22 protein-coding genes and 1 pseudogene are annotated in these 21,379 nt (G+C 69.8%); 12 read left to right on the forward strand and 11 right to left on the reverse strand.

The window, feature by feature from the left end:
* Nucleotides 1-22: 22 nt before the first annotated feature.
* On the reverse strand, nt 23-817 hold the full coding sequence (locus tag ACFX43_RS28380; protein WP_378840147.1) for a helix-turn-helix domain-containing protein: 795 nt from the start codon (nt 815-817) through the stop codon (nt 23-25).
* Nucleotides 818-934: 117 nt separating this feature from the next.
* On the opposite strand from ACFX43_RS28380, the gene ACFX43_RS28385 reads away from it, so the two are divergent.
* Nucleotides 935-1,288 carry a nuclear transport factor 2 family protein gene (locus ACFX43_RS28385; RefSeq protein WP_378840156.1) on the forward strand — a complete coding sequence of 118 codons (354 nt, stop codon included), beginning with the start codon at nt 935-937 and terminating at the stop codon, nt 1,286-1,288.
* A 2-nt stretch (nt 1,289-1,290) separates the two neighbouring features.
* Here ACFX43_RS28385 and ACFX43_RS28390 read toward each other — a convergent pair whose 3' ends face one another.
* Nucleotides 1,291-1,743, reverse strand: coding sequence for an Lrp/AsnC family transcriptional regulator (locus ACFX43_RS28390; RefSeq protein WP_378840161.1), 453 nt, complete (start codon nt 1,741-1,743; stop codon nt 1,291-1,293).
* 104 nt (nt 1,744-1,847) lie between these two features.
* Here ACFX43_RS28390 and ACFX43_RS28395 point away from each other — a divergent pair, with 104 nt between their 5' ends.
* Entirely contained in the window at nt 1,848-2,792 is a 945-nt protein-coding gene (locus ACFX43_RS28395; RefSeq protein ID WP_378840166.1) for an SMP-30/gluconolactonase/LRE family protein, read from the forward strand.
* 48 nt (nt 2,793-2,840) lie between these two features.
* Here ACFX43_RS28395 and ACFX43_RS28400 read toward each other — a convergent pair whose 3' ends face one another.
* Nucleotides 2,841-3,530, reverse strand: a complete 690-nt coding sequence (locus ACFX43_RS28400) for an alpha/beta hydrolase (RefSeq protein WP_378840169.1) — start codon at nt 3,528-3,530, stop codon at nt 2,841-2,843.
* A 56-nt stretch (nt 3,531-3,586) separates the two neighbouring features.
* Here ACFX43_RS28400 and ACFX43_RS28405 point away from each other — a divergent pair, with 56 nt between their 5' ends.
* Nucleotides 3,587-3,964 (forward strand): HTH domain-containing protein, encoded by a 378-nt coding sequence (locus ACFX43_RS28405; RefSeq protein WP_350662473.1) that lies wholly within the window; start codon nt 3,587-3,589, stop codon nt 3,962-3,964.
* Nucleotides 3,965-4,066: 102 nt separating this feature from the next.
* A complete protein-coding gene (locus tag ACFX43_RS28410) occupies nt 4,067-5,260 on the forward strand; it encodes a N(5)-(carboxyethyl)ornithine synthase (RefSeq protein WP_378840176.1) in 1,194 nt (397 codons plus the stop codon).
* A 97-nt stretch (nt 5,261-5,357) separates the two neighbouring features.
* On the opposite strand, the gene ACFX43_RS28415 is transcribed toward ACFX43_RS28410, so the two are convergent.
* The 5 genes from ACFX43_RS28415 to ychF all read right to left on the reverse strand — a co-directional run bounded on the left by ACFX43_RS28415 (nt 5,358) and on the right by ychF (nt 8,614).
* Nucleotides 5,358-6,023 (reverse strand): hypothetical protein, encoded by a 666-nt coding sequence (locus tag ACFX43_RS28415; RefSeq protein WP_378840180.1) that lies wholly within the window; start codon nt 6,021-6,023, stop codon nt 5,358-5,360.
* Between the two features lie 48 nt (nt 6,024-6,071).
* Nucleotides 6,072-6,569 (reverse strand): hypothetical protein, encoded by a 498-nt coding sequence (locus tag ACFX43_RS28420; RefSeq protein WP_378840183.1) that lies wholly within the window; start codon nt 6,567-6,569, stop codon nt 6,072-6,074.
* Nucleotides 6,570-6,670: 101 nt separating this feature from the next.
* Nucleotides 6,671-7,129 (reverse strand): SRPBCC family protein, encoded by a 459-nt coding sequence (locus ACFX43_RS28425; protein WP_378840186.1) that lies wholly within the window; start codon nt 7,127-7,129, stop codon nt 6,671-6,673.
* 66 nt (nt 7,130-7,195) lie between these two features.
* Complete coding sequence (locus ACFX43_RS28430; protein WP_378840192.1) at nt 7,196-7,489, reverse strand: DUF1330 domain-containing protein; 294 nt, start codon at nt 7,487-7,489, stop codon at nt 7,196-7,198.
* Nucleotides 7,490-7,540: 51 nt separating this feature from the next.
* Complete coding sequence (gene ychF, locus ACFX43_RS28435; RefSeq protein ID WP_141803377.1) at nt 7,541-8,614, reverse strand: redox-regulated ATPase YchF; 1,074 nt, start codon at nt 8,612-8,614, stop codon at nt 7,541-7,543.
* 127 nt (nt 8,615-8,741) lie between these two features.
* Between ychF and ACFX43_RS28440 the strand changes: the two genes are divergently transcribed.
* Genes ACFX43_RS28440 through ACFX43_RS28450 form a run of 3 tightly spaced genes read left to right on the forward strand, consistent with a single transcriptional unit; the run spans nt 8,742 to nt 11,312 of the window.
* Entirely contained in the window at nt 8,742-9,260 is a 519-nt protein-coding gene (locus ACFX43_RS28440) for a PH domain-containing protein (protein ID WP_378840197.1), read from the forward strand.
* Nucleotides 9,257-10,864, forward strand: a complete 1,608-nt coding sequence (locus ACFX43_RS28445; protein WP_378840200.1) for a PH domain-containing protein — start codon at nt 9,257-9,259, stop codon at nt 10,862-10,864. The genes ACFX43_RS28440 and ACFX43_RS28445 overlap by 4 nt, the downstream gene beginning before the upstream one ends.
* Before the next feature lie 40 nt (nt 10,865-10,904).
* Nucleotides 10,905-11,312, forward strand: a complete 408-nt coding sequence (locus ACFX43_RS28450) for a VOC family protein (RefSeq protein WP_378840206.1) — start codon at nt 10,905-10,907, stop codon at nt 11,310-11,312.
* A gap of 2 nt (nt 11,313-11,314) precedes the next feature.
* Here ACFX43_RS28450 and ACFX43_RS28455 read toward each other — a convergent pair whose 3' ends face one another.
* Nucleotides 11,315-12,376: a WD40/YVTN/BNR-like repeat-containing protein gene (locus ACFX43_RS28455; protein ID WP_378840210.1), complete on the reverse strand. Its 1,062-nt coding sequence runs from the start codon at nt 12,374-12,376 to the stop codon at nt 11,315-11,317.
* Between the two features lie 243 nt (nt 12,377-12,619).
* On the opposite strand from ACFX43_RS28455, the gene ACFX43_RS28460 reads away from it, so the two are divergent.
* Nucleotides 12,620-14,467 (forward strand): glycoside hydrolase family 3 protein, encoded by a 1,848-nt coding sequence (locus ACFX43_RS28460; RefSeq protein WP_378840216.1) that lies wholly within the window; start codon nt 12,620-12,622, stop codon nt 14,465-14,467.
* A 144-nt stretch (nt 14,468-14,611) separates the two neighbouring features.
* Here ACFX43_RS28460 and ACFX43_RS28465 read toward each other — a convergent pair whose 3' ends face one another.
* On the reverse strand, nt 14,612-15,733 hold the full coding sequence (locus ACFX43_RS28465) for a mandelate racemase/muconate lactonizing enzyme family protein (RefSeq protein ID WP_378840223.1): 1,122 nt from the start codon (nt 15,731-15,733) through the stop codon (nt 14,612-14,614).
* A gap of 76 nt (nt 15,734-15,809) precedes the next feature.
* Between ACFX43_RS28465 and ACFX43_RS28470 the strand changes: the two genes are divergently transcribed.
* The 4 genes and pseudogenes from ACFX43_RS28470 (at nt 15,810) to ACFX43_RS28485 (ending at nt 19,921) form a co-directional block, all read left to right on the forward strand.
* The gene (locus ACFX43_RS28470; RefSeq protein ID WP_378840226.1) at nt 15,810-17,057 is read left to right on the forward strand and encodes an alpha-hydroxy acid oxidase; all 1,248 of its coding nucleotides are present in this window, start codon (nt 15,810-15,812) and stop codon (nt 17,055-17,057) included.
* A 32-nt stretch (nt 17,058-17,089) separates the two neighbouring features.
* On the forward strand, nt 17,090-18,490 hold the full coding sequence (locus tag ACFX43_RS28475; RefSeq protein ID WP_378840229.1) for an FAD-binding oxidoreductase: 1,401 nt from the start codon (nt 17,090-17,092) through the stop codon (nt 18,488-18,490).
* A gap of 86 nt (nt 18,491-18,576) precedes the next feature.
* Nucleotides 18,577-19,308, forward strand: a pseudogene (locus ACFX43_RS28480) (lipid II:glycine glycyltransferase FemX); the annotation flags it as partial.
* A 31-nt stretch (nt 19,309-19,339) separates the two neighbouring features.
* Nucleotides 19,340-19,921, forward strand: a complete 582-nt coding sequence (locus ACFX43_RS28485; RefSeq protein ID WP_378840232.1) for a VanZ family protein — start codon at nt 19,340-19,342, stop codon at nt 19,919-19,921.
* On the opposite strand, the gene murF is transcribed toward ACFX43_RS28485, so the two are convergent.
* A complete protein-coding gene (gene murF, locus ACFX43_RS28490) occupies nt 19,877-21,220 on the reverse strand; it encodes a UDP-N-acetylmuramoyl-tripeptide--D-alanyl-D-alanine ligase (RefSeq protein ID WP_378840239.1) in 1,344 nt (447 codons plus the stop codon). The two genes, ACFX43_RS28485 and murF, sit on opposite strands and share 45 nt — an antisense overlap.
* Nucleotides 21,221-21,379: the final 159 nt, after the last annotated feature.

Consider the following 21,379-nt stretch of genomic DNA (forward strand, 5'->3'; position numbering starts at 1 on the left):
GCCATGCAGCAGGAGCGACTGATCACGGGCTGAGCACCTGTCGCGTCCGGTCGTCGGCAGGGACGAAGGTCTCCAGATGGAGGCCGTTGAGCGTGACGTCGGAGGCGCTCTCGATCTGGCTGGCGACGCTGAAGAAGCGGAGCACGAGGCCGCCTGCCTCGATCTCCAGCGGGACGACCGGGTCGGCCAGCGGCCGGGCGGACGGCCCGTCGCCGGAGGGGTAGGCGGTGACCTCGTCGCGGAGCTCGACCAGGGCCGGGTCGCCGCCGGTGTGCGTGATGCGCCGGCCGAGCTGGTGGAGCAGGTGGGCACGCCAGACCGACAGATTGCGGATGCGCGGGGCGAGCCCCCGCGGGTGCAGGCAGAGCCGGATCACGTTCAGCGGAGGCTCGAGCAGGCTGGGGTCACAGCCGGCGAGCAGCCCGTCGACGGCCTCGTTGGCGTCGACGATGTCCCAGTGGTCGTCGAGTAGCAGGGCCGGGTACGGCGCATGGGCGTCGAGCAGGCTGCGGAGGCCGGCCATCACCGGTGCGAGCGCGTCGTCGTCGGTGGCGCGGTGCGGGTAGCGAGGGGCGAACCCGCCGGCGAGCAGGAGCCGGTTCTGCTCGGCCATGGGCACCCGCATCACCTCGGCCAGCCGGACGATCATCTCCGGCGTCGGCCGGGAGCGTCCGTTCTCGACGTAGCTCACGTGCCGGGTGCTCACCTCGGCCTGGGTGGCGAGCGCGAGCTGACTCAGGGACCGCAGCTCACGCCAGCGGCGAAGCTCGCTGCCGACCGACGCTGACGGTGACGGTGACGTCGCGGTTGAGATCACGGCCCGAGGCTAGCCAACCCCGCATCTCAGCGGCCATGACCTCGCAGGTTATCGACCGCTGCACCGACCAGCGGCGAACCTTCTCGTGGCAACCCGATCCGAGAGAAGGAAGACACCATGAACGACATCGTGACGCGCTACCTCGACACCTGGAACGCCACCGACGAGTCGGTGCTCACCGAGCTGCTGGCCAAGCACTGGGCCGACGACTGCGTCTACGTCGACCCCCTCGCCGACGTCCAGGGCCGCGAGGCCGTCGGGGCGACCATCCAGGCCGTACGTGCACAGTTCCCCGACTTCGTGTTCACCCCCGTGGGCACGATCGACTTCCACCACCAGCAGGCCCGCTTCCAGTGGGGTCTGGGACCGGCCGGCGAGGAGCCGGTCGTCATCGGCTTCGACGTGGTCGTGGTCGACGCGGACCAGCGGATTCGTGACGTACGCGGCTTCCTGGACAAGGTTCCTGCCTGACATCAGGCCTGGTCCGCGACCACCGGCGAGAGCGGCCGCTCGAAGAATGTCTCCAGGACCACCGTCGCCTGCGTTCCGCTGACGCCCTCGATGGCGTAGATCCGGCGCAGCACGTCCTGCAGTTGCTCGGTGGTCGCGGTCCTGACCTTCACCAACACCGAGGCGCTGCCCGCGATGATGTGCGCCTCCACGATCTCCGGGAGCGCGGCGAACGCTTCCGCCGAGTCCCCCATCCACGACGTCGAGTCGACCATGACGTACGCCAGGACGGAGCTGCCCACGGCGGCCGGGTCCACGTCGGCGGTGGTGCGCCGGATGACGCCACTTTCACGCAGCTTGCGCACGCGCTCGTGAGCCGCGCCCGCGGAGAGGCCGACAGCTTGGCCCAGCGCGGCGTAGGACTGGGTGGCGTCGCTCTGGAGCTCGGCCAGCAGCTCGCGATCGATCTTGTCCACAGGGTCTCCGTTCAGAAATATCTTGCGTCAACCATATCTGATCTTGCACTCTTCGTATCAGGCCGATTCAGGTTCGGCATATTGGACATCGAGGAGTGGACTCCATGAGCAGCGATCGCCCTGGGCTGTACGAGATGCTTGACGACCGGTTCCGCACCGGGCGGTGCATGAACGGTGACGAGGCGCTGGAGGTGCTCTTCACCGGGTGCCGTTGGGCCGAGGGGCCGATCTACGTGCCCGCCTGGCGTCAGGTGGTCTGGAGCGACATCCCCAACGACCGGATGCTGCGCTGGGACGAGGAGACCGGAAACGTGGGCGTCTTCCGCCGCACTGCCGGGCACACCAACGGCAACACCCTCGACCGCGAGGGTCGGCTGATCACCTGCGAGCAGGGCAACCGGCGGGTCACCAGGACCGAACACGACGGCACGATCACCGTCCTGGCCGAGCGCTGGCAGGGCAAACGCCTGAACAGCCCCAACGACTCGACCGTGAAGTCCGACGGCTCGATCTGGTTCTCCGACCCCGACTTCGGCATCACCAGCGACTACGAGGGCTACCGCGCCGAGAGCGAGATCGGCTCCAACAACGTCTATCGGATCGGCCCCGCCACCGGCGAGGTCCGCCTGGTCGCGGACTGCTTCGGCGCACCGAACGGGCTGGTCTTCTCCCCCGACGAGCGCCGGCTCTTCGTCTCTGACACCCGCGCCGGCAAGATCTGGGTCTTCGACGTACGCGAGGACGGCACCCTCTCAGACGGATCGGTCTTCGCCGAGGCCGGCGCCCGTGAAGACGCCCGCTTCGACAACCTCCGCTTCGACGACGGCGGCCGACTCTGGGTCGCCGCGATGAACGACGGCGTGCACTGCTACGACCCCGACGGCACCCTCATCGGCCGGCTGAACGTCCCCGAAGCCGTCTCCAACGTCTCCTGGGGCGGCGCCAAGCGCAACCGACTCTTCATCACCGCCGAGACCAGCCTGTACTCCGTCGTCATGGGCGTCACCGGTGCCCACCCGACCGGACCCGGACGACGGCCCTGGCTGTAGCAGGCGACCGCTCTGAGTTGGCGCCCGTGCCAGCAGACGCACGGCGTTTCAAACGGCTGGGTGGCTCTCGGCGAGGTCCTGCACGGCGGCAATCACCTCGGCAGAGTTGGTCATCATGGGTAGGTGGGCGCTGGCTATCTCGGTTACGCCGCTCGCGCCGAGCTGCCCTGCGTAGCCTCGCTGCATACTGACGGTCAGCTCGGCGTCATCGGTTGTGACGACGTACTTCTTGAGCGGCACCGCGCGCATCGCTCCGTTCCCCGTCGTGCGGGTGGTGAAGTACTTCACCGGCTCGGGTTCGAGGTCGGCGATCAGCCGCTGCACGGTTTCTTCGTCGAGCCCCGCGGCGAGGCCCTTGCGGATCACTGACTCGGGCGGCCTGGTTCCCGCGACGCGGAGGATCAGGGGGAGCACGATCTTGTTGGGGAACGGTAGCGACAAGGCGAAAGATGCACCGGAAGCGGGGATCACGGCGGCGACTCCGAGCACCGCGGCCACTCGACCCGCGGCGAGACGTGCCAACTCCGCGGCGACCACGCCTCCAGCAGAGTGCGCGACGACGCCAAATGATCCCTCGGGAGCGGCGTCGAGAGCCGCTCGAGCGTACTCAGTGACGGTCCCGGAACCCGTCGCGGGGCGAGGTGCGACCGCCGACGGGGCGGTGATCCCAGAACGAACCTCGTCCCAGATCCAAGAGGGTAGCCCGGCGCCGGACAGGAAGAGAAGAGGAAGTGTCATACGCTTCAAACTACGGTTAGAGGCCGACAGGCCGATGTCGGCATTAGGGTCGCGTTGTGGCGTTCTCCAGATCGGCCGATCCGCATCTGACTCTCCGTCGGATCGAGCGGCAGCACGCTCTCATCGAACAGCTGCGATGGCAGCGCGGCGTACCGAAGTCGGCACTCGCCTTGGCCCATGCTCTCGATGTGACCGCACGGACCGTCGAGCGCGACATCGCCCGGATGCGTGAGAGCGGCATCCCCATCCGTGTCCAGCGAGGTCCGGGGGGCGGCTATCTCTTGGATGTGCGGTCGAAGCTGGACCCCATCTCGCTCGAACCGGACGAGGTGGCGGCGCTGATCGTTGCCCTGGTTGCACTCGGCCCCACCGCGACCGACTCCGCGCGGACAAGCATGCACAAGCTCACCCGAGCGCTGCTGCCCTCGGTGTAGCTGCGACTGCGTCGCGCGTCTTCGACGATCGCGTAGGCAGGACTGGGTGCGCGTACGATCGAGTCAGGAGCTGACTCTGGTTCCCCAATGATGGGAGTCCGGATGTCCGGCGCTGTTTCACCTCTTTCCACCGCCACCAGCTCGTCGACCAGCACGCTGCTCACCCTCGGAATGCTCGCGGCTTCCTCGATGGAGAACGAGCGGCGGCTGCCGATCCACCCTCATCACCTCGATCTGATCGATCCGGACATCCGCGCGCGGATGATCGTCGAGCGTGGCTACGGCGCTGACTTCCAGCTGAAGCCCGGCTACGTCGAGTCGCGGGTCGGCAGGGTCGCGGAGCGCTCCGCGGTGATCGAGGCGGCTGACGTGCTGCTGCTCCCGAAGCCGCAGGCGGCCGACGTGGCCGTGATCCCCGAGGGCCGTGTGCTGTGGGGATGGCCGCACTGCGTGCAGGACCCCGCCCTGACGCAGACAGCGATCGACCGCCGGCTGACGCTCATCGCATTCGAGGCGATGAACCACTGGAGCCGCCGCGGTGACTTCAGCCTGCATGTGTTCCACAAGAACAACGAGCTCGCCGGCTATTGCTCGGTGCTCCATGCCCTGAGCCTCATCGGATCCACGGGTATGTACGGGCCTCGTCGCAGCGCGGTCGTCATCGGCTTCGGTGCGACGGCACGAGGTGCCGTGACCGCGCTCACCGCGCAGGGGATCCACGACATCCAGGTCCTCACCCAGCGCGGCGTCGCGGCGGTCGGCTCCCCGATCCACGGTGCGCACATCGCCCAGCTCAACACCGGTGACGGCGAGACCCATCTCAGCGAGGTGCTCACGAAGGACGGCAACGTCCTGCTCCCGGACTTCCTGGCATCGCACGACATCGTCGTCAACTGCACCCTCCAGGACGTCGCCGCACCGTTGACCTATCTGCGGACCGAGGACCTGGCGGGGTTCGCCCCAGGAAGCCTGATCGTCGACGTCTCGTGCGACGAGAAGATGGGGTTCGAGTGGGCGAAGCCCACCACGTTCGACGACCCGATGTTCACGGTCGGCGACGGCGTCAACTACTACGCGGTCGACCACACCCCGTCGTACCTGTGGAACTCGGCCACCTGGGAGATCAGCGAGGCGCTGCTGCCGTTCCTGCGTACGGTCATGGAGGGGCCGACCGCCTGGGCGACCGACCCGACCGTCTCCCGGGCGATCGAGATCCACGACGGGGTGATCAAGAACCCGAGCATCCTGAGCTTCCAGGGCCGCGACGCGGCGTATCCACACGTTCGCGTTGCCTAGGAGGACTGCGATCTTCATGGGGACTCCTGAGTCTCAAGGACACCGACTCCCCCGGCGGCGGGCGGGTGCGCCGTCGCGGCGACTCCGTGGCTCTAGGTCATTCGGGGCCGATGGAGTCGGACGCCTCGATCTGGTGCACGTGCCGCACCGACACCGAACCGGCGTACCCCTCGACGAAGCCGACCACCACGTCGTACTCATCTTGCGCGGTTGAGCGCAGGGCGAGCGTCCAGGAGTTGTCGGCCGAGTGGTGCTCCTCGGCACGGAGCGACAGGGCGTCCGGGTCTAGGGCGTACGCCGTCGCGGCCGCGCTCCGGGCACGCTGAACCGCCGACTCCCGCGAGGTCAGCGTCCGCTCCGGCCGGCCGGCCACCTCCATCACGTCGCGGAAGGCGCGGGTCACCCCGTCGTACGACGCCTCCGAGAGGGCCGTGGTCCGAGGCCCGGTGGTCACCAGCAGCCCGATCTCGAGGGCACCTGGACTGGCGCCCCAGCTGGTGTGCCATCGGTGCTGGTGCAGCGAGTAGTGCCGCCGCGCGTCGGCCCCGGCGTACAGGACCGGCTCGAGCGCGGCGAGGACCCGCCGCTCGTCGAAGACGTCGGCGCCTCCCCCGCCGTCCGACTCTGGGACCGACAGGTCGAGCAGATAATGCCGATCCACCCGCTCCTCCGGGCTGGCCCGATAGCCGACCTGGACCCGCACCGAGTCCACCCGGCCGAGCGTCAGCAGCGAACGCGGATCATCGACCGCACGACTAGTCATCTCTCCAGACTTCCCCTGGTCCCCGCCCGGGTCAAGCACCACAGCGCTCTACGCGTTGGTACGCCCGGACCGTGCGCCGAGCGCTTCGCGTAGCTGTTTCGAGGCGGACCGCGGCGTAGCGCCCGCCCGCCAGATGGCGAGCAGCAGATCCGCCCGCGGCCGGCCAGGCTCGGTCCAACTCGGCCCGAGTCCTGCCTGGCGGAGCGCGTCGATCAGGTCGTCGTCGGCTGCCGTACGCGCTTCGGCCCAGGCCAGCGCGTACGCCTCATCGACCCGGTTCAAGGTCGTCTCGGTCTCTACGATCGCAGGCGACACCGCGACCACGGCTCGGGACTCCTGTCGGTGACGCAGGAACGCGATGAGGAAGTAGACCAGGGCACCAGCCCAGCTGAAGACCAGAACCATCGCGATGTCGAGGACGTCCAGCCCGACGAACCGGCCCCGGGCAGCGATACTGCGGCCGATCAGGACCAGCGCGACGATCGTCGGGCCGTTCCACAGCACCACGAGCGTCAGAATCCACATCGCCTCGCTCTGGGCATCCATCGCAGCTCCACTCCGTCAGCCGAGACCTCGGCCGAGACTAGCCGCGGTTCATCGGCCGTCGACGGCGAAGCAACAAAGACGGTCGCGGCACCCAAGGGCCGTCAGGCCTCAGGACTGGCGAGGGCATCCGTCAGCCATACGTTCCGTCGCTCCAAGAGCGTCGTCATGTACGGCGTCAGTACGAGGAGATTCACCAACCGCCCAACCGCTCCGGCAGGCGCTTCGAACTCCACGACGTCAATCATCAACGTGCCGCCGGCGGTCGGCACGAATCGATGCTCGTGCCACCACCGCCGGAACGGGCCCGACCGCTGCTCGTCCACGAACCGGTGCGGAGCGTCGTACTCGCTGATCACCGAGGTCATCGTGACTGGGACTCCGAAGTGGCGGGCCTTCCAGGTCACCGTGTCCCCGAGGCGCATCACCCCGGAGGTGACGCCGGCGACAGCTCGCTCACCTGATTCGGACATCGAGGACTGATGCGCATCCACGGACAGGCTCAGTTCGAAGCACTGCTCCGGCGTCGCCCGGATCTCCGTCGTGAGCTCGATGCGTGGCACTCGGTGATCGTAGGCGCCCGACATCCCACCAGGCGATCGAGGACCGGAGATCCGGCTGGACCTCGGTCAGTCGAGGCCTTCGACGATGCGGAAGTCGCGCTCGGCGCCGTCGGAGAGGGCGGCCAGCGCCTCTTGGTAGGCGGCGCTCTCATGCGTCGCGACGGCCTGCTCGAAGCTGTCGAACTCGATCAGGACGGTGCGCTCGGCGATTCCGGCTTCATGCGCCACGACACGACTGCCACGGGTGAGGACCCGACCACCCCCGGCCTTGACGGCCACCGGGGCCAGCTTGCCGTAAGCAGCCAGCTTGTCGGGGTCCGAAATGTTGCGGTAGACGCTGACCCAGTAGCCCTTGGGCATGGAACCTCCAGTGTTGTCGTGAGTGCACGGGTGACCGATGACGGCCGGCGCTCAGACGTTAAACCTGAACTCCACGACGTCACCATCGGCCATGACGTAGTCCTTGCCCTCCATGCGTACCTTGCCGAGGTCACGGGCCTTGGCCACCGAGCCGGCGGAGATGAGGTCGTCGTAGGAGACGATCTCGGCCTTGATGAAGCCCTTCTGGAAGTCGGTGTGGATGACACCGGCGGCCTCCGGGGCGGTGGCGCCCTTGGGGATCTCCCACGCCCGGACCTCCTTCGGGCCGGCGGTGAGGTAGGTCTGCAGGCCGAGGGTGTCGAAGCCGACGCGGGCCAGGATGTCCAGGCCGGGCTCCTCGACGCCGGCGTCGGCCAGGAACTCGCGGGCCTCGTCCTCGTCGAGCTCGACCAGCTCGGACTCGAACTTCGCGTCCAGGAAGATCGCCTCGGCGGGGGCGACCAGCTCGCGCATCGAGTCCTTCAGGGCCTCGTCGGCGAGCTCGTCGGAGTCGCAGTTGAAGACGAAGATGTAGGGCTTGGCGGTGAGCAGCATCAGGTCGCGGATCAGCGCACGGTCGATCTTCGTGGCGATGATCGGGGTGCCGGCCTCGAGGGCCTCCTTGGCCTCGACCGCGGCGGCGAGGTTCGCCTTGAGGTCGGGGGCCTTGCGCGACTCCTTCTCCAGCCGCGGGATCGCCTTCTCGACGGTCTCCAGGTCGGCGAGGATCAGCTCGGTCTGGATGGTGGAGATGTCGTTGGCGGGCTCGACCTTGCCGTCGACGTGGGTGACGTCGTCGTCACGGAAGACCCGGGTGACCTGGCAGATCGCGTCGGACTCACGGATGTGGGAGAGGAACTTGTTGCCCAGGCCCTCACCCTGCGAGGCGCCGCGCACGATGCCGGCGATGTCGACGAACTGCACCGTGGCCGGCAGCAGCTTCTGGGACCCGTAGATCTTCGCCAGCTCGGCCAGCCGCTCGTCGGGAACCCCGACAACGCCGACGTTGGGCTCGATGGTGGCGAACGGGTAGTTCGCCGCGAGTACGTCGTTCTTGGTCAGAGCGTTGAAGAGGGTCGACTTGCCCGCGTTGGGAAGTCCCACGATGCCGATGGTGAGTGCCACGATCGACAATCCTAGGGTCGTACGCCGACCACGGCCGAAACGCCGGACAGCGCTGGGGGCGGCCAGGCCAGAACCGCCGATCACAAATTCCGACGGTAAAGGGACCTCACCCAATAGGCTCGCGCCCGTGAACGCCCCCGACGCACCACAGCGACTGCGCGAACCCGCACATCAGGTCTCCGAGCGCGCACCGGCGTACTGGCGTACGGCGGAGGCGATCGGCGCCGTGATCTGGCTGGCCCTCGCGGTCGGTGCGGTCGTGGCGGCGGTCCTCGTCCCGGAGGGCTTCTGGACGTGGATCCTCTGGCTCGTCGCCGTGGTCTTCGTCCTGGCGCCGGTGCCGGGCCTGACTTTCGTGCCCTCGATCCGGTTCCGGATCCACCGGTGGGAGGTGACCGACATCGCCGTCCACGTACGCCACGGGTGGCTCACCGTCGTCGACGAGATCGTGCCGCTCTCCCGGGTGCAGACGGTCGACTCGACGCAGGGGCCGCTGATGCGGCAGTTCGGGCTGCGTACGGTCAAGGTCTCCACCGCCTCCTCGGCGGGCATCGTGCAGATCGCCTGCCTCGACGACGCGCTCGCGCTCGAGGTCGTCGCGAAGCTGGTGGCGATCACCGCCGCGACGCCTGAGGACGCGACGTGAGCACACCCGAGGTCCCTGACGTTCCTGAGGTTCCCGAGGTCCCTGACGCTCCTGTCGCTCCGGACGCGGAGTGGCAGCGGCTGGCCGGCTGGACCGCGGTCGTCAGCCCGCTCTCGACGCTACGTCAGGCGATCATCCCGGCCGCGATCGGTGCCTTCGGTGCCGGGCAGGCGAACGTGTTCATCGGTCTGCTGGTCGCGGCCGGCATCGCGGTGGTCGCGGCCCTGGCCGGCATGGTCCCGTGGCTGACCACGAGCTATCGGGTGACGCCGACACACCTGGAGGTACGCAAGGGTCTGCTTAACCGCACCACCCTGACCGCCCGGCTCGACCGGGTGCGCAGCGTCGACCTGAGCTCGACCCTCATCCATCGCGCGCTCGGGGTCACCAAGGTCAACGTCGGGACCGGGGTCGACGAGGGCCAGATCACCCTCGACTCGCTCACCAAGGAAGCCGCCGCCCGGCTGCGGCGCGAGCTCCTGCACGCGGCCCCGGCGCCATCGGAATCCGCTCCATCCGCGTCCGACGTGCCCTCAGCTGAAGGCTCCTCACCAAAGACCGAGCCCGTCGAGGCCCCGTCCGAAGGCGAGGTCATCGCCAGGCTCGACTGGTCCTGGATGAGGTACGCCCCGCTCAACCTCAAGAACCTCGCGATCGCGGTCGGCGGTCTGGGCGCGGTCTTCGGTGCCTTCTCCGACCTCATCCCGTGGGAGTCCTTCGGCGTCCGGGTCACCAACGGCGAGGTCAACGGCGTCCCGGTCGACGAGGTCGTGCGCATGCTGTTCATCGCCATCCCGATCGCGATCGTCGGGGCGGCCGCGGTGTGGGCGATCGGGTCGTGCGTCGGCTACGCGGTGCGTTGGTGGGATCTCCAGGTCGTGCGCGAGCAGGGCCGGGAGGGCACCACGCTGCGGCGCAGCTTCGGCCTGACCAGCACCCGCGCGACGACGGTGGAAGAGGCGAAGGTACGCGGCGCCACCTCCACCGTCGGCCCGCTGATCGGCCTGGCCGGCGGCGCCGACCTCAACCTGCTGACGACCGGGCTCGACGACAACTCCCCCGCGGTCCTGCCGACGGCCCCGGAGCAGGTCGTCTCCGAGGTCGGCACCGACATCCTCGGCGAGGATGCGTTCTCGGTGGCGCTCACCGGCCACGGGCCGCGGCCACGCCGGCGCTACTGGTTCCGGGCGGTCGTCGCCACCGTCGTGTGGACGCTCGCCGCGCTCGCCCCGACCGTGCTGATCGGCGTCTTCGGCGACGTCTGGCTCTGGTGGATCCCGGTCGCCATGCTGGTGGTGGCCCTCGTTCTCGGGATGCTCGGTGCCGAGCTGCGCCACCGCCACCTCGGCCACGCGCTCACCGACCGCTACCTGGTGGTCCGCTCCGGCTCCTACACGGCCGTGCGCACGGCCCTGCAGACGGACGGCATCATCGGCTGGCGGGTCAGGCAGACGTTCTTCGACCGCCGCATCGGCCTGGCCCAGGTCACCGCGATGACCGCGGCCGGCCACGAGCACGTCGACATCCCGGACGTGCCGCTCGAGACCGCCGTCGCCCTGGCGGCGGCGGCCACGCCGCGTACCGTCACGGAGTTCGTCGAATAACCCGTTCCACTTCGGACGGGCTTCGGTGGATGATCCGGCCATGACTATCCAGATCCGCCATCTGACGTTCGACTGTGCCGACCCCCGCAAGCTCGGGGAGTTCTGGTCGGCGGTCACCGGCTGGCACCTCTTCTACGACGAGGACCCCGAGGTGATCGTCGCCCGCAGCTTCCCGTCGAAGGAGCTGATGTTCCTCTTCGTCCCGGTGCCCGAGGCGAAGTCGGCGAAGAACCGGGTCCACATCGACATCAAGCCGGAGGACACCACCCGCGACGAGCTCGTCGAGCGTGCGCTCTCGCTCGGCGCGACCGTCTTCGGTGACCACCGCAAGGAGGACGGGAGCGGCTTCGTCGCGCTCCGCGACCCCGAGGGCAACGAGTTCTGCATCGAGCGCGGCGAGCACGAGATGACCTCGAGCGGACCGATGACGATCGGCCTCAAGATCTGACCTCAGCGGGCGAGCACCCCGACCCGCCCGCCCGCACCGGCGGCCCAGCAGGTGCCTTTGGCACAGTCGACGGTGTGGAAGCGGGTCTGGGTGGCGCCGAACGGCTTCCAGGAGCGGCCGTTGTCGTAGCTGATGTCGCTGCCGTTGGGGCCGACGGCGATCGCGGTGCGGCCGCCGATCCAGGCGACCGCTTCGCGATATCCGCCCAGGTCAGAGCTGGAGTTGGTCCAGGTGCGGCCACCGTCGGTGGAGTAGGCGGCGCGGTCGACGCCGTCGTCCTCGAGGCCGAAGTCGCCACCGACCGCGATCCCCTGGCGAGGGTTGCGGAAGCCGAGCCCGAAGACGCCGGCGGCCTCGCCGGTCGCGATCGTGGAGTCGGCGGCGGACCAGGAACGACCACCGTCGTGGGTGGCGTAGATCTTCGCGGCGGCGCCGCCACCGCCGATCCAGGCGTCGCGCGCACCCGCGGTCACCAGGCAGGTCCCGCTGGCCGAGTAGCCGAACTCGCCCGGCGCCTCCAGGCCGCGCGTGTCGGCGATCGTCCAGGTGTCGCCGCCGTCCGAGGTCGTGATGATGCGCCACTCGCCGTCGACCGGGTCGCTCATCGCGATCCCGCGCTTGCCGCCGGGCCAGAAGTCGACGCAGTTGTAGAACGCGGACGGCTCCGCGGACCGGAACGTCTCGGTCCAGGTCGCTCCGCCGTCGACGGTCTTGTAGATCCGGCTCGCCTCGCCCTCCCCGATGGAGAGCACCACCGCCTCGCTCGCCGAGCGCGCCTCGACGTCGCGGAAGAGGAGCCCGTCGGATTCCGGCGGCGAGACCTCGTCCCAGGTCCGGCCGCCATCGGACGTGCGGAAAACTCCCCCGCCGTCCCCGCCGACCCACGCGGTCTTCGCGTCGACGGCGTCCAGCGCCCGGAACCCCTGTGTCGTATCGACGTTCACAGACGTCCAGTCGTACGCACCCCCTGACCGCACTGACTGCACAGCCTGCGCCGCCGGCGCGAAGGTGAGGGTGGTGAGAGCGAGAGTGGCCGCCGCTGCGGCTCCGACAACGATGCGCACGAAGGTTCACCCTGGCCCTGCGAGGCCGTTCTGTCCACCGATCCGGCAAAACTCGTCCGCCGAATCGGTGGCATCGGCAGGCGAATCTGCAGTTGTGGACGACGAAGGTCGAGTTTCGTCCTCCACAAGTGCAGATTCGGCGGGCCAGATGTGCGGACTCGGGAATTTTCTTCCGTGACCGGTTGGTAGCCCCTAGAGTGAATCGCCGTGCCGCGTACCAGCGGTGCAGATGGGGAGGTTGTCATGAGCAGAACGACACTGACCAGACGCGGAAGGTTGGCGGCTGCGGGACTCGCGGCCGCGGTGGCCGTTGCGACGCCGTACGCAGCAACCCACGCCGCAGAGCCGGATCCGCCCGCGACGACCGCCGCCAAGACGCCGACGCAGCACGGCCAGATCGTCTCGCTGATGCAACACATGTCGCTGCGGCAGAAGGTCGGCCAGCTCTTCGTGATCGAGGTCTACGGACGCGACGCCAACAACGTCAGCGACGCGGCGAAGGCCGGCAACCAGCGGCTCTACGGGGTGGACACCCCGGCTCAGGCGATCGCCAAGTACCAGCCCGGTGGGGTCATCTACTTCACCACCCGCGGCCCCGACAACATCGGTGACGCGGCCCAAGTGGCGACGCTCTCCAACGGTCTCCAGCAGGCCGCACTGCAGCAGCGGCCCAAGATCCCGCTCAACATCGCCGTCGACCAGGAGGGCGGCGCGCTCGTGGCCCGCTTCGGGCCGGCCAGCGGCGCGACCCAGATGCCCGGCCAGATGGCCCTGGGCGCCGGCGGCTCGACCGACGATGCCGCCCGGTCGGCCGAGGTGATCGGCACCGAGCTGGCCGCGGTCGGGGTCACCCAGGACTACGCGCCCGTCGCCGACGTCAACCTCAACCCCAACAACCCGGTGATCGGGATCCGCTCGGCCGGGGCCGACTCGGCCGCGGTCTCCGACATCGTCGAGGCCGAGGTCGGCGGCTTCGACGACGGCGACCTCTCCTCGATCGCCAAGCACTTCCCGGGCCACGGCGACACCGGCACCGACAGCCACTACGGGCTGCCCGAGGTGACCCACAGCCGCGAGGAGCTCGAGGCGATCGACCTGCCGCCGTTCGAGGCCGCGATCGACGCCGGGATCGACGCGATCATGACGGCCCACGTGACCGTGCCCGCGATCGACCCGAGCGGCGAACCGGCCACCATGTCCGAGCCGATCCTCACCGGCCTGCTCCGCGAGGAGATGGGCTTCGACGGCCTGATCGTGACCGACGCCCTCGACATGCAGGGCGCGAGCGCGACGTACCCACCCGACGTCGCCCCGGTCGAGGCATTCCTCGCCGGCGCCGACCAGCTGCTCATCCCGCCGCAGATGGACACGGCGTACGCCGCGGTCCTCGACGCCGTCAAGGACGGCACCATCTCCCGCAAACGGCTCGACGAGTCGGTCTACCGGATTCTGAAGCACAAGCTCGACAACCAGATCTTCAAGAGCCCGTACGTCGACCCGGCTGCCGCTTCGGCGGTCTTCAGCAACCCGGTGCACAAGGCCGACGCCCAGGCGATCTCCGATCGCACCACCACGCTCGTGAAGAACGACGACGACCTGCTGCCGCTGGCTCCCGGAGCGAAGAACGTCCTGGTCGCGGGCTGGGGTGTGGACACGACGGCGGGCATCGCGGCCGGGCTCCAGAAGCGCGGCGCGACGACCCAGGTGCTGCAGTCGGGAACCACCCCGACCGACGCGCAGATCGACGCCGCCGTCGAGGCCGCCGCGGGCAAGGATCTGGTGGTGGTGCCGACCAACAACGCCTGGCAGATCAACCCGGCGACCGGCCAGCCGACCCCGGCGTCCGTGGCCCAGACCAAGCTGGTCAAGGCGCTGCTCGCCACCGACACCCCGGTGATCGTGACCGCGATGCGCAACCCCTACGACGTCACTTCCTTCCCCGAGGCCGCCACGGTGCTCGACACCTACGGCTACACCTCTCACCAGCTCGAGTCGCTGGTGCGGGTGCTCTACGGGGAGGTGAACCCGAGCGGCAAGCTCCCGGTGGAGATCCCGGACCTCTTCCCGCTCGGGCACGGGCTGTCGTACTAGCAGCTACATGAAGGCGGCCCTCCCGGAAACCGGGAGGGCCGCCATCGTGTTGCCAGGGGATCAGGANCCCCGGAGCGAGGTCCCCGGCCAGGATCTGGTCCTTGATCCCGGAGACCACGCGGTCGGCGAGCCCGGCGCTAACTGTCATGCCGAGAACTTAGCCGTCTCCACGGTGAGCTTGCGCATCTGGTCACTGAGAGTGAAGCCGAGACCCGGACGGTCCGGGACCCACATCTGGCCGTCGTGGATGTCGATGCGCTCCTCGAAGAGCGGGTTGAGCCACTCGAAGTGCTCGACCCACGGCTCGGTCGGGTAGGCCGCGGCCAGGTGCAGGTGGATCTCCATCGCGTAGTGCGGCGCGAGCGCCAGACCGGCGTGGGCGGCGAGGGTGGCGAACTTCAGGAACGGGGTGATCCCGCCGATGCGCGGCGCGTCGGGCTGCACGATGCCGCGGTAGCCGGCGTCGATGAGCGCCATGTGCTCGGGCACCGAGGTCAGCATCTCGCCGGTGGCGATCGGGGTGTCGAACGTACGCGAAAGGTCGGCGTGGCCGACCGCGTCCCAGGCGTCGAGCGGCTCCTCGATCCAGATCAGGTCGAACTGCTCGAGCTCACGACACATCCGGCGGGCGCGGGCGCGGTCCCACTGCTGGTTGGCGTCGACCATGAACGGGGTGTCGCCGAGGTGCTCGCGCAGGGCGGCGACGCGGCGCAGGTCCTCGGCCCAGTCGGGCTGGCCGACCTTGATCTTGATGCCGCCGATGCCGGCCTCGAGCGAGGCGGTGGCCTTCTCCTTGATCTCCTCGACACTCGCCTGAAGGAAGCCGCCGGAGGTGTTGTAGACGCGGCAGGAGTCACGGTGGGCGCCGAGCAGCTTGGCCAGGGGCAGGCCGGCGCGGCGCGCCTTGAGATCGTAGAGCGCCACGTCGAGGGCGGCCACGGCCTGGGTCGCCACGCCGCTGCGACCGACGGAGGCGCCGGCCCACATCAGCGACTCGTAGATCTTGGCGATGTCGGAGGGGTCCTGGCCGATGGCGACCTGGGCGATCTCCTTGAGGTGGGCGTACTGCGCCGGGCCACCGGCGCGCTTGGAGTAGCTGAAGCCCATGCCCTCGAAGCCCTGCTCGGTGGTCACCTCGACGAAGAGCAGCACGGTCTCGGTGAGCGGCTTCTGCCGCCCGGTGAGCACCTTGGCGTCACTGACCGGGTTCTCGAGCGGGAGGACGACGTGGGAGAGAGTCAGTGAGGTGATGCGGTCGGCGGCCATGGCGGGATGCTCCTCGATGGGCTAAGTTGTATGACAAGTTCAGAACTTATCCGATGAGTGATGAGGAGTCCAGAGCGTGGCCGCCGATTCCCAGGTTGTCCGGCAAGTCGTCCGGCAGGTCCCCCGATGGCGCGATCTGGCGCCCTTCCTGCGACCGCGACCGTTCCGGTGGCGAGCCGCCGACCGCCGGCTGGCCCGCTGCCTCAGCGTCGACGACCTGGAGCGGGCCGCGCGCCGGCGGGTGCCGACGGCGGTCTGGGACTACGTCTACGGCGGCTCGGACGGCGAGCACGCGATGCGCCGGAACCGGGACGCCTTCGACCGCGTGGAGCTACGGCCCACTGCCTTCGGCCAGGTGGGCGAGCCGGAGGTGCGTACGTCGATCCTCGGGCGGCCCTCGGCGGCACCGATCGTGCTGGCGCCGACCGGCTACACCCGGCTCAGCCACCACACCGGTGAGCGGGCGGTCGCCGCGGCTGCGGCCGCGGCCGGGCTGCCCTACACGCTCTCGACGTACGCGACGACCTCGATCACCGACGTCGCCTGCGCGGCACCGCAGGGGCGCAACTGGTTCCAGGTCTATCTGATGAAGGACCGGGCGGTGACCCTGGGCCACATCACCGAGGCGGCCTCGCAGGGCTATGAGGCGCTGATGCTGACCATCGACACGACAGTGACGGGGATGAAGCGCAAGGACAAGCTCAACGGGTTCGCGATCCCGCCCCAGCTGAGCCTGCGTACGTTCGCGGACATGACCCGCCATCCCGGCTGGGTCGCCAACATCCTGACCACCGAGCCGCTGCGGTTCGCGACGTTCCCCGAGGGATCGCACCACGGCCGCTGGGGCATGTCCAACGAGCTGCGCGAGCAGGCGATCCGGCCCTCCGACATCGGCTGGCTCAAGGAACACTGGGACGGCCCGGTGGTCGTCAAGGGCGTGCTCTCGGTCGCCGACGCCGTGGCCGCCGTCGACGCCGGTGCCGACGCACTGGTGCTCTCCAACCACGGCGGCCGCCAGCTCGACCGCGCCCCGGTCCCGCTGGAGCTGCTGCCGGCGGTGGTCGACGCGGTCGGCGACCGCACGGAGGTGTACCTCGACTCCGGCGTCCGCTCCGGCGGCGACATCGCGGCGGCCCTCGGCCTCGGCGCCCGCGGCGTGGTGATCGGTCGGCCCTACCTCTACGGCCTGATGGTCGCCGGGCAGCAGGGCGTCGACGCCACCCTGACGCTGCTGGTCGAGGAGCTGCGGCGGGCGATGTGCCTGCTCGGCACTCCCGACATCGCCTCGATCGGCCCCGAGCACGTACGGCTGCGGTCGGCATGACCGCGGCCGCCCCCACCGACCGAAGGAGAACCGTGACCGACCTCGTCCATGACCTGCGCACCGCCCTCGGCGAGAGCGCCGTGCTGACCGATCCGGTCGACATGGCGGCGTACGTCACCGACTGGACCGGCAGCTTCACCGGCACCGCCCTCGCGGTGGTGCGCCCGGCCTCGACCGAGCAGGTCGCGAGCGCGATCCGGCTGTGTGCGGCGGCGGGCGTCGGGATCGTCCCGCAGGGCGGCAACACCGGCCTCGTCGGTGGCGGCGTACCTGACTCCGGCGGCGACCAGGTGGTGCTCTCGCTCGGCCGGATGCGCCGCGTCCGGGAGGTGGACCCGGTCGCCGACACCCTCACCGTCGAGGCCGGCACCCCGCTCGCCACCGTCCAAGAGGCCGCCGCGGCCGCCGGGCGGCTCTTCCCGCTCTCTCTCGGCTCGGAGGGATCGTGCACCATCGGCGGCACGATCGCGACGAACGCCGGCGGCACCGCGGTGCTGCGCTACGGGATGATGCGCGAGCTGGTGCTCGGCCTCGAGGTCGTGCTCCCCGACGGCCGGGTCTGGGACGGGCTGCGGCCGCTGCGCAAGGACAACACCGGCTACGACCTCAAGCAGCTGTTCATCGGCTCCGAGGGCACTCTCGGCGTCGTCACCGCGGCGGTGCTGCGGCTGCTGCCGGCGACCCCGCGCCGGGCGACGGCGTTCGTGGCGCTCGAGTCGGTGGAGGCGGCCACCTCGCTCCTCCCCCTGCTCCGCGAGCACGGCGGCGGGCAGCTGACCACCTGGGAGCTGCTCGGACGCCAGGCCGTCGACCTGGTCCTCGCCCACCTGCCGGGCGTGCGCGACCCGTTCGCGGACCGGCACGAGTGGTACGGCCTCGTCGAGCTCGCCGGCACCTCCGCCGACGTGGACGAGCGCCTCGAGTCAGCGCTCGGGGCCGCCGCCGAACAGGGGCTGCTCCTCGACGCCGTGGTCGCCGGCAGCCCCGCTCAGCGCGAGTCTCTGTGGGCGCTGCGCGAAGGCGTCTCGGAGGCGCAGAAGAGCGAGGGCGCGACCCTCAAGCACGACGTCACCCTGCCGATCACGGCCCTGTCCCGGTTCGTCGCCGAGGTCGGCCCGGCGCTGCTCGCCGCACTGCCGGGGCTGCGGCTGGTGACGTACGGACACATCGGGGACGGCAACCTGCACTACAACATCTCCGCGCCCGTCGGCGACGACGCGGCGCTGAAGCGGGACGCCCCCACCCTGACCCGGATCGTCTACGACGCCGTCACGGCGCTCGGCGGCAGCATCTCCGCCGAGCACGGGATCGGCGCGCTCAAGCGGGACGCGGCTGCTGCGTACAAGACGGGTGTCGAGGTCGACCTCCTGCGAGCCGTCAAGCAGGCGATCGACCCGCTCGGGGTGATGAATCCCGGGAAGGTGCTGCTATAGGAGCGGGGGCATTTTCCCGCCATGGCGGGAAAATGCGGGCCGTCGGCCGCCCAACGCGCCGCATTNATGTCGTGCGGCTCACCGACATCCCGGGGCGGCCCGATCCGGTCGGCACCGAGGTGACCCGCTATCTCCGCGACTCCGGCTGGATCTCACAGAGCCCCGAGGACGGGTTCGGGGCGGGGCAGCCGCAGTTCACGTACGAGATCCCGCTACGCCACCCGGATGGAACCGCCCGGTCCGAGGACGACGTGCTCGCCGGGATGAACCAGCTCTGGCGACGCAACATCAAGAAGGCCGTCAAGGCCGGCGTCGAGGTCACCACCTCCGTCGGCGGCGAGGACCTGAAGGCGTTCCACGACCTCTACGTCCACACCGCCGAGCGCGACCGCTTCACCCCGCGGCCGCTGGCCTACTTCGAGAAGATGTTCACAGCCTTGTCCGCCGAGGGCAGCGAACGGATCAAGCTCTACCTCGCCCGTCACGACGGCGACCTGGTGGCCGCGACGATCTACGTCCGCGTCGGCGCCCACGCCTGGTACGTCTACGGCGCCTCCTCCACGGAGAAGCGGGACGTACGCGGCTCCAACGCCTGCCAGTGGGCGATGATCCGAGACTCGCTGGCCGCCGGCTGCGACGTCTACGACCTGCGCGGGATCACCCCGACCCTGTCCACCGACGACTCCCACGTCGGGCTGATCCAGTTCAAGGTCGGCACCGGCGGGCAGGCGGTGAGGTACGTCGGCGAATGGGACCTGCCGCTGCGGCCGATCGTCTACAGGGCCTTCGACCTCTACATGAGGCGGCGGGGTCGATGAAGGTAGGTCCGACAAGAGAAGAGGAGCTCCGATGATCGTGAACGAATCAGGGTCGCTGACCGAGACGGGCATCGTCGTGCTGACGATGCTGGCATTTCCGGTGGCTGTGCTGGCGGTGCCGGTGCTGGCCGTCCTGCGCCGGGGCTTCGGCGTCGCCTGGCGGCGGGCATGGCGCCACTCGCTGGCGGAGGTCGCCATCGTCTACGGCACCGTGCCGGGTGTGATGCTGACGCTGTTGCCCGGCAACAACGGCATCCTGTCGGGCAACGTGAGCCTGGTGCCCTTCGAGGACATGTCGACCATGGGCCCCGTCGGGCTGATCGGCAACCTGCTGATCTTCGCCGCTCTTGGCTTCTTCGGCCCCATCCGCTTCCCGGCCCTCCGCTCGGTGTGGCGGGTCCTGATCCTGGCCGGCGCCGCCTCGGTGTCGATCGAGGTGCTGCAGCACCTGCTGCCGCTCGGCCGGGTCTCCTCGGTCGACGACATCATCCTCAACGCCGGCGGCGCCACCGCCGCCGCGATCTTGTCGTGGCCGTGGTGGCGCCGTCGTCGTCCGCGTCCGGGAGCCTCAGCCGAGCGCCGCGGCGACCTGGTCGAGGCGGGCTCCGCGTGAGGCCTTGACGAGCACGACGTCGCCGGGAGCGAGGTGGCTCCGGAGCCACTCGCTCGCGGCGGCGTTGTCGGGCAGTGCGATCGCCCGCTGTCCCGCACCGTCCGCGATCACGGCGGCGGCCTCGCCGACGGTGAGGACCAGGTCGGCCCGGGTAGCGGCGTACGCCCCGATCTCGTGGTGGGCGTCGCGGCTCGCCTCGCCGAGCTCGAGCATCTCGCCGAGCACGGCGATGCGGCGCCTGGCGTCGATCGAGGCGAGCGCGTCCAGACCGGCGCGGGTGGACTCGGGGTTGGCGTTGTAGGAGTCGTTGAGGAGGGTCGCGCCGCTCGCGAGAGCGCGCAGCTCCATGCGCCACTTCGAGATCGAGGCGGTGTTCAGCGCCGTCGCGGCCTGCTCGAGCGGGACCCCGGCGGCCAGCCCCGCCGCCGCGGCGGCCGCGGCGTTGAGCGTCCAGTGGGCGCCGACGAACGGGAGCGTGACGACGACCTCGGCGGCGGCGTGCTGAAGGGTGAAGGTGGGACGGCCGAGCCGGTCGAGGGACAGGTCGCGCACGCGTACGCTCGCCCGCTCGCCGGCGCCGAAGGCCAGCACCGGACCGTCGGTGAGGTCGCCCATCGCGAGCACCCGTGGGTCGTCGGCGTGGAGCACGGCCGTGCCGGCGGTCGCCAGCCCACGCACGAGCTCGCTCTTGGCCACGGCGATGGCCTCGCGGGACCCGAACTCGCCCAGGTGGGCCTGCCCGACGTTGGTCACGACGGCGATGTCCGGCGCGACCAGGCCGGTCAGCTCGGCGATGTCGCCGATGTGCCGGGCCCCCATCTCCAGGACGAGGAACCTCGTGGACGTGTCGGCGCGCAGCATGGTGAGCGGTACGCCGAGCTCGTTGTTGAACGAGCCGGAGGTCGCGACGGTCGGTGCCGCGCTCGCCAGCACCGCCTCGATCATGTCCTTGGTGCTGGTCTTGCCCTGGGAGCCGGTGACCGCGACCACGGTCATCTCGTCGCGCAGGAGCGCGACGACGTGGGCGGCCAGCCGCTGGAGCGCGGCCTGCGCGTCGTCGACGACGACCGTCGGGAGCGCCGTCGGGCGGGAGCCGAGCACGGCGACGGCCCCAGCCTCGGCGGCCTGGGGTGCGTACTCGTGGCCGTCGGTGTGCTCACCCGCGAACGCGACGAAGAGGCCGCCCGGGTCGGCCTCGCGTCCGTCGATCACGGCCGGCGCGCTCACGGTCACCGAGCCGTCGCCGACGACCTTCCCGCCGACCAACGAGGCGATTTCGTCCAAGCTGAGGGGAATCATCCCCTCAGTCTTCGAAATCCCACGTTGCCGGCGTGTATCAGCTAATCGATATACGGACGATAACTCGCCCGGGTCCGGCCACGTTGATCCACGCAGGCACCTATCGTCGGCATATCGGAAATTCCATACGGGGCCGCAACTGCTCCTGGGGTTTGCTGG

It is taken from the genome of Nocardioides sp. YIM B13467 (genome assembly GCF_042788075.1).
GTDB lineage: Bacteria > Actinomycetota > Actinomycetes > Propionibacteriales > Nocardioidaceae > Nocardioides.

What these genes read in the sequence shown, in the direction of transcription:
- ACFX43_RS28385 (WP_378840156.1), top strand. Translation starts at nt 935, where the DNA reads ATGAACGACATCGTGACGCGCTACCTCGACACCTGGAACGCCACCGAC.
- ACFX43_RS28395 (WP_378840166.1), top strand. Translation starts at nt 1,848, where the DNA reads ATGAGCAGCGATCGCCCTGGGCTGTACGAGATGCTTGACGACCGGTTC.
- ACFX43_RS28400 (WP_378840169.1), bottom strand. Translation starts at nt 3,530, where the DNA reads ATGACACTTCCTCTTCTCTTCCTGTCCGGCGCCGGGCTACCCTCTTGG.
- ACFX43_RS28410 (WP_378840176.1), top strand. Translation starts at nt 4,067, where the DNA reads ATGTCCGGCGCTGTTTCACCTCTTTCCACCGCCACCAGCTCGTCGACC.
- ACFX43_RS28415 (WP_378840180.1), bottom strand. Translation starts at nt 6,023, where the DNA reads ATGACTAGTCGTGCGGTCGATGATCCGCGTTCGCTGCTGACGCTCGGC.
- ACFX43_RS28420 (WP_378840183.1), bottom strand. Translation starts at nt 6,569, where the DNA reads ATGGATGCCCAGAGCGAGGCGATGTGGATTCTGACGCTCGTGGTGCTG.
- ACFX43_RS28430 (WP_378840192.1), bottom strand. Translation starts at nt 7,489, where the DNA reads ATGCCCAAGGGCTACTGGGTCAGCGTCTACCGCAACATTTCGGACCCC.
- ACFX43_RS28450 (WP_378840206.1), top strand. Translation starts at nt 10,905, where the DNA reads ATGACTATCCAGATCCGCCATCTGACGTTCGACTGTGCCGACCCCCGC.
- ACFX43_RS28460 (WP_378840216.1), top strand. Translation starts at nt 12,620, where the DNA reads ATGAGCAGAACGACACTGACCAGACGCGGAAGGTTGGCGGCTGCGGGA.
- ACFX43_RS28465 (WP_378840223.1), bottom strand. Translation starts at nt 15,733, where the DNA reads ATGGCCGCCGACCGCATCACCTCACTGACTCTCTCCCACGTCGTCCTC.
- ACFX43_RS28485 (WP_378840232.1), top strand. Translation starts at nt 19,340, where the DNA reads ATGATCGTGAACGAATCAGGGTCGCTGACCGAGACGGGCATCGTCGTG.
- murF (WP_378840239.1), bottom strand. Translation starts at nt 21,220, where the DNA reads ATGATTCCCCTCAGCTTGGACGAAATCGCCTCGTTGGTCGGCGGGAAG.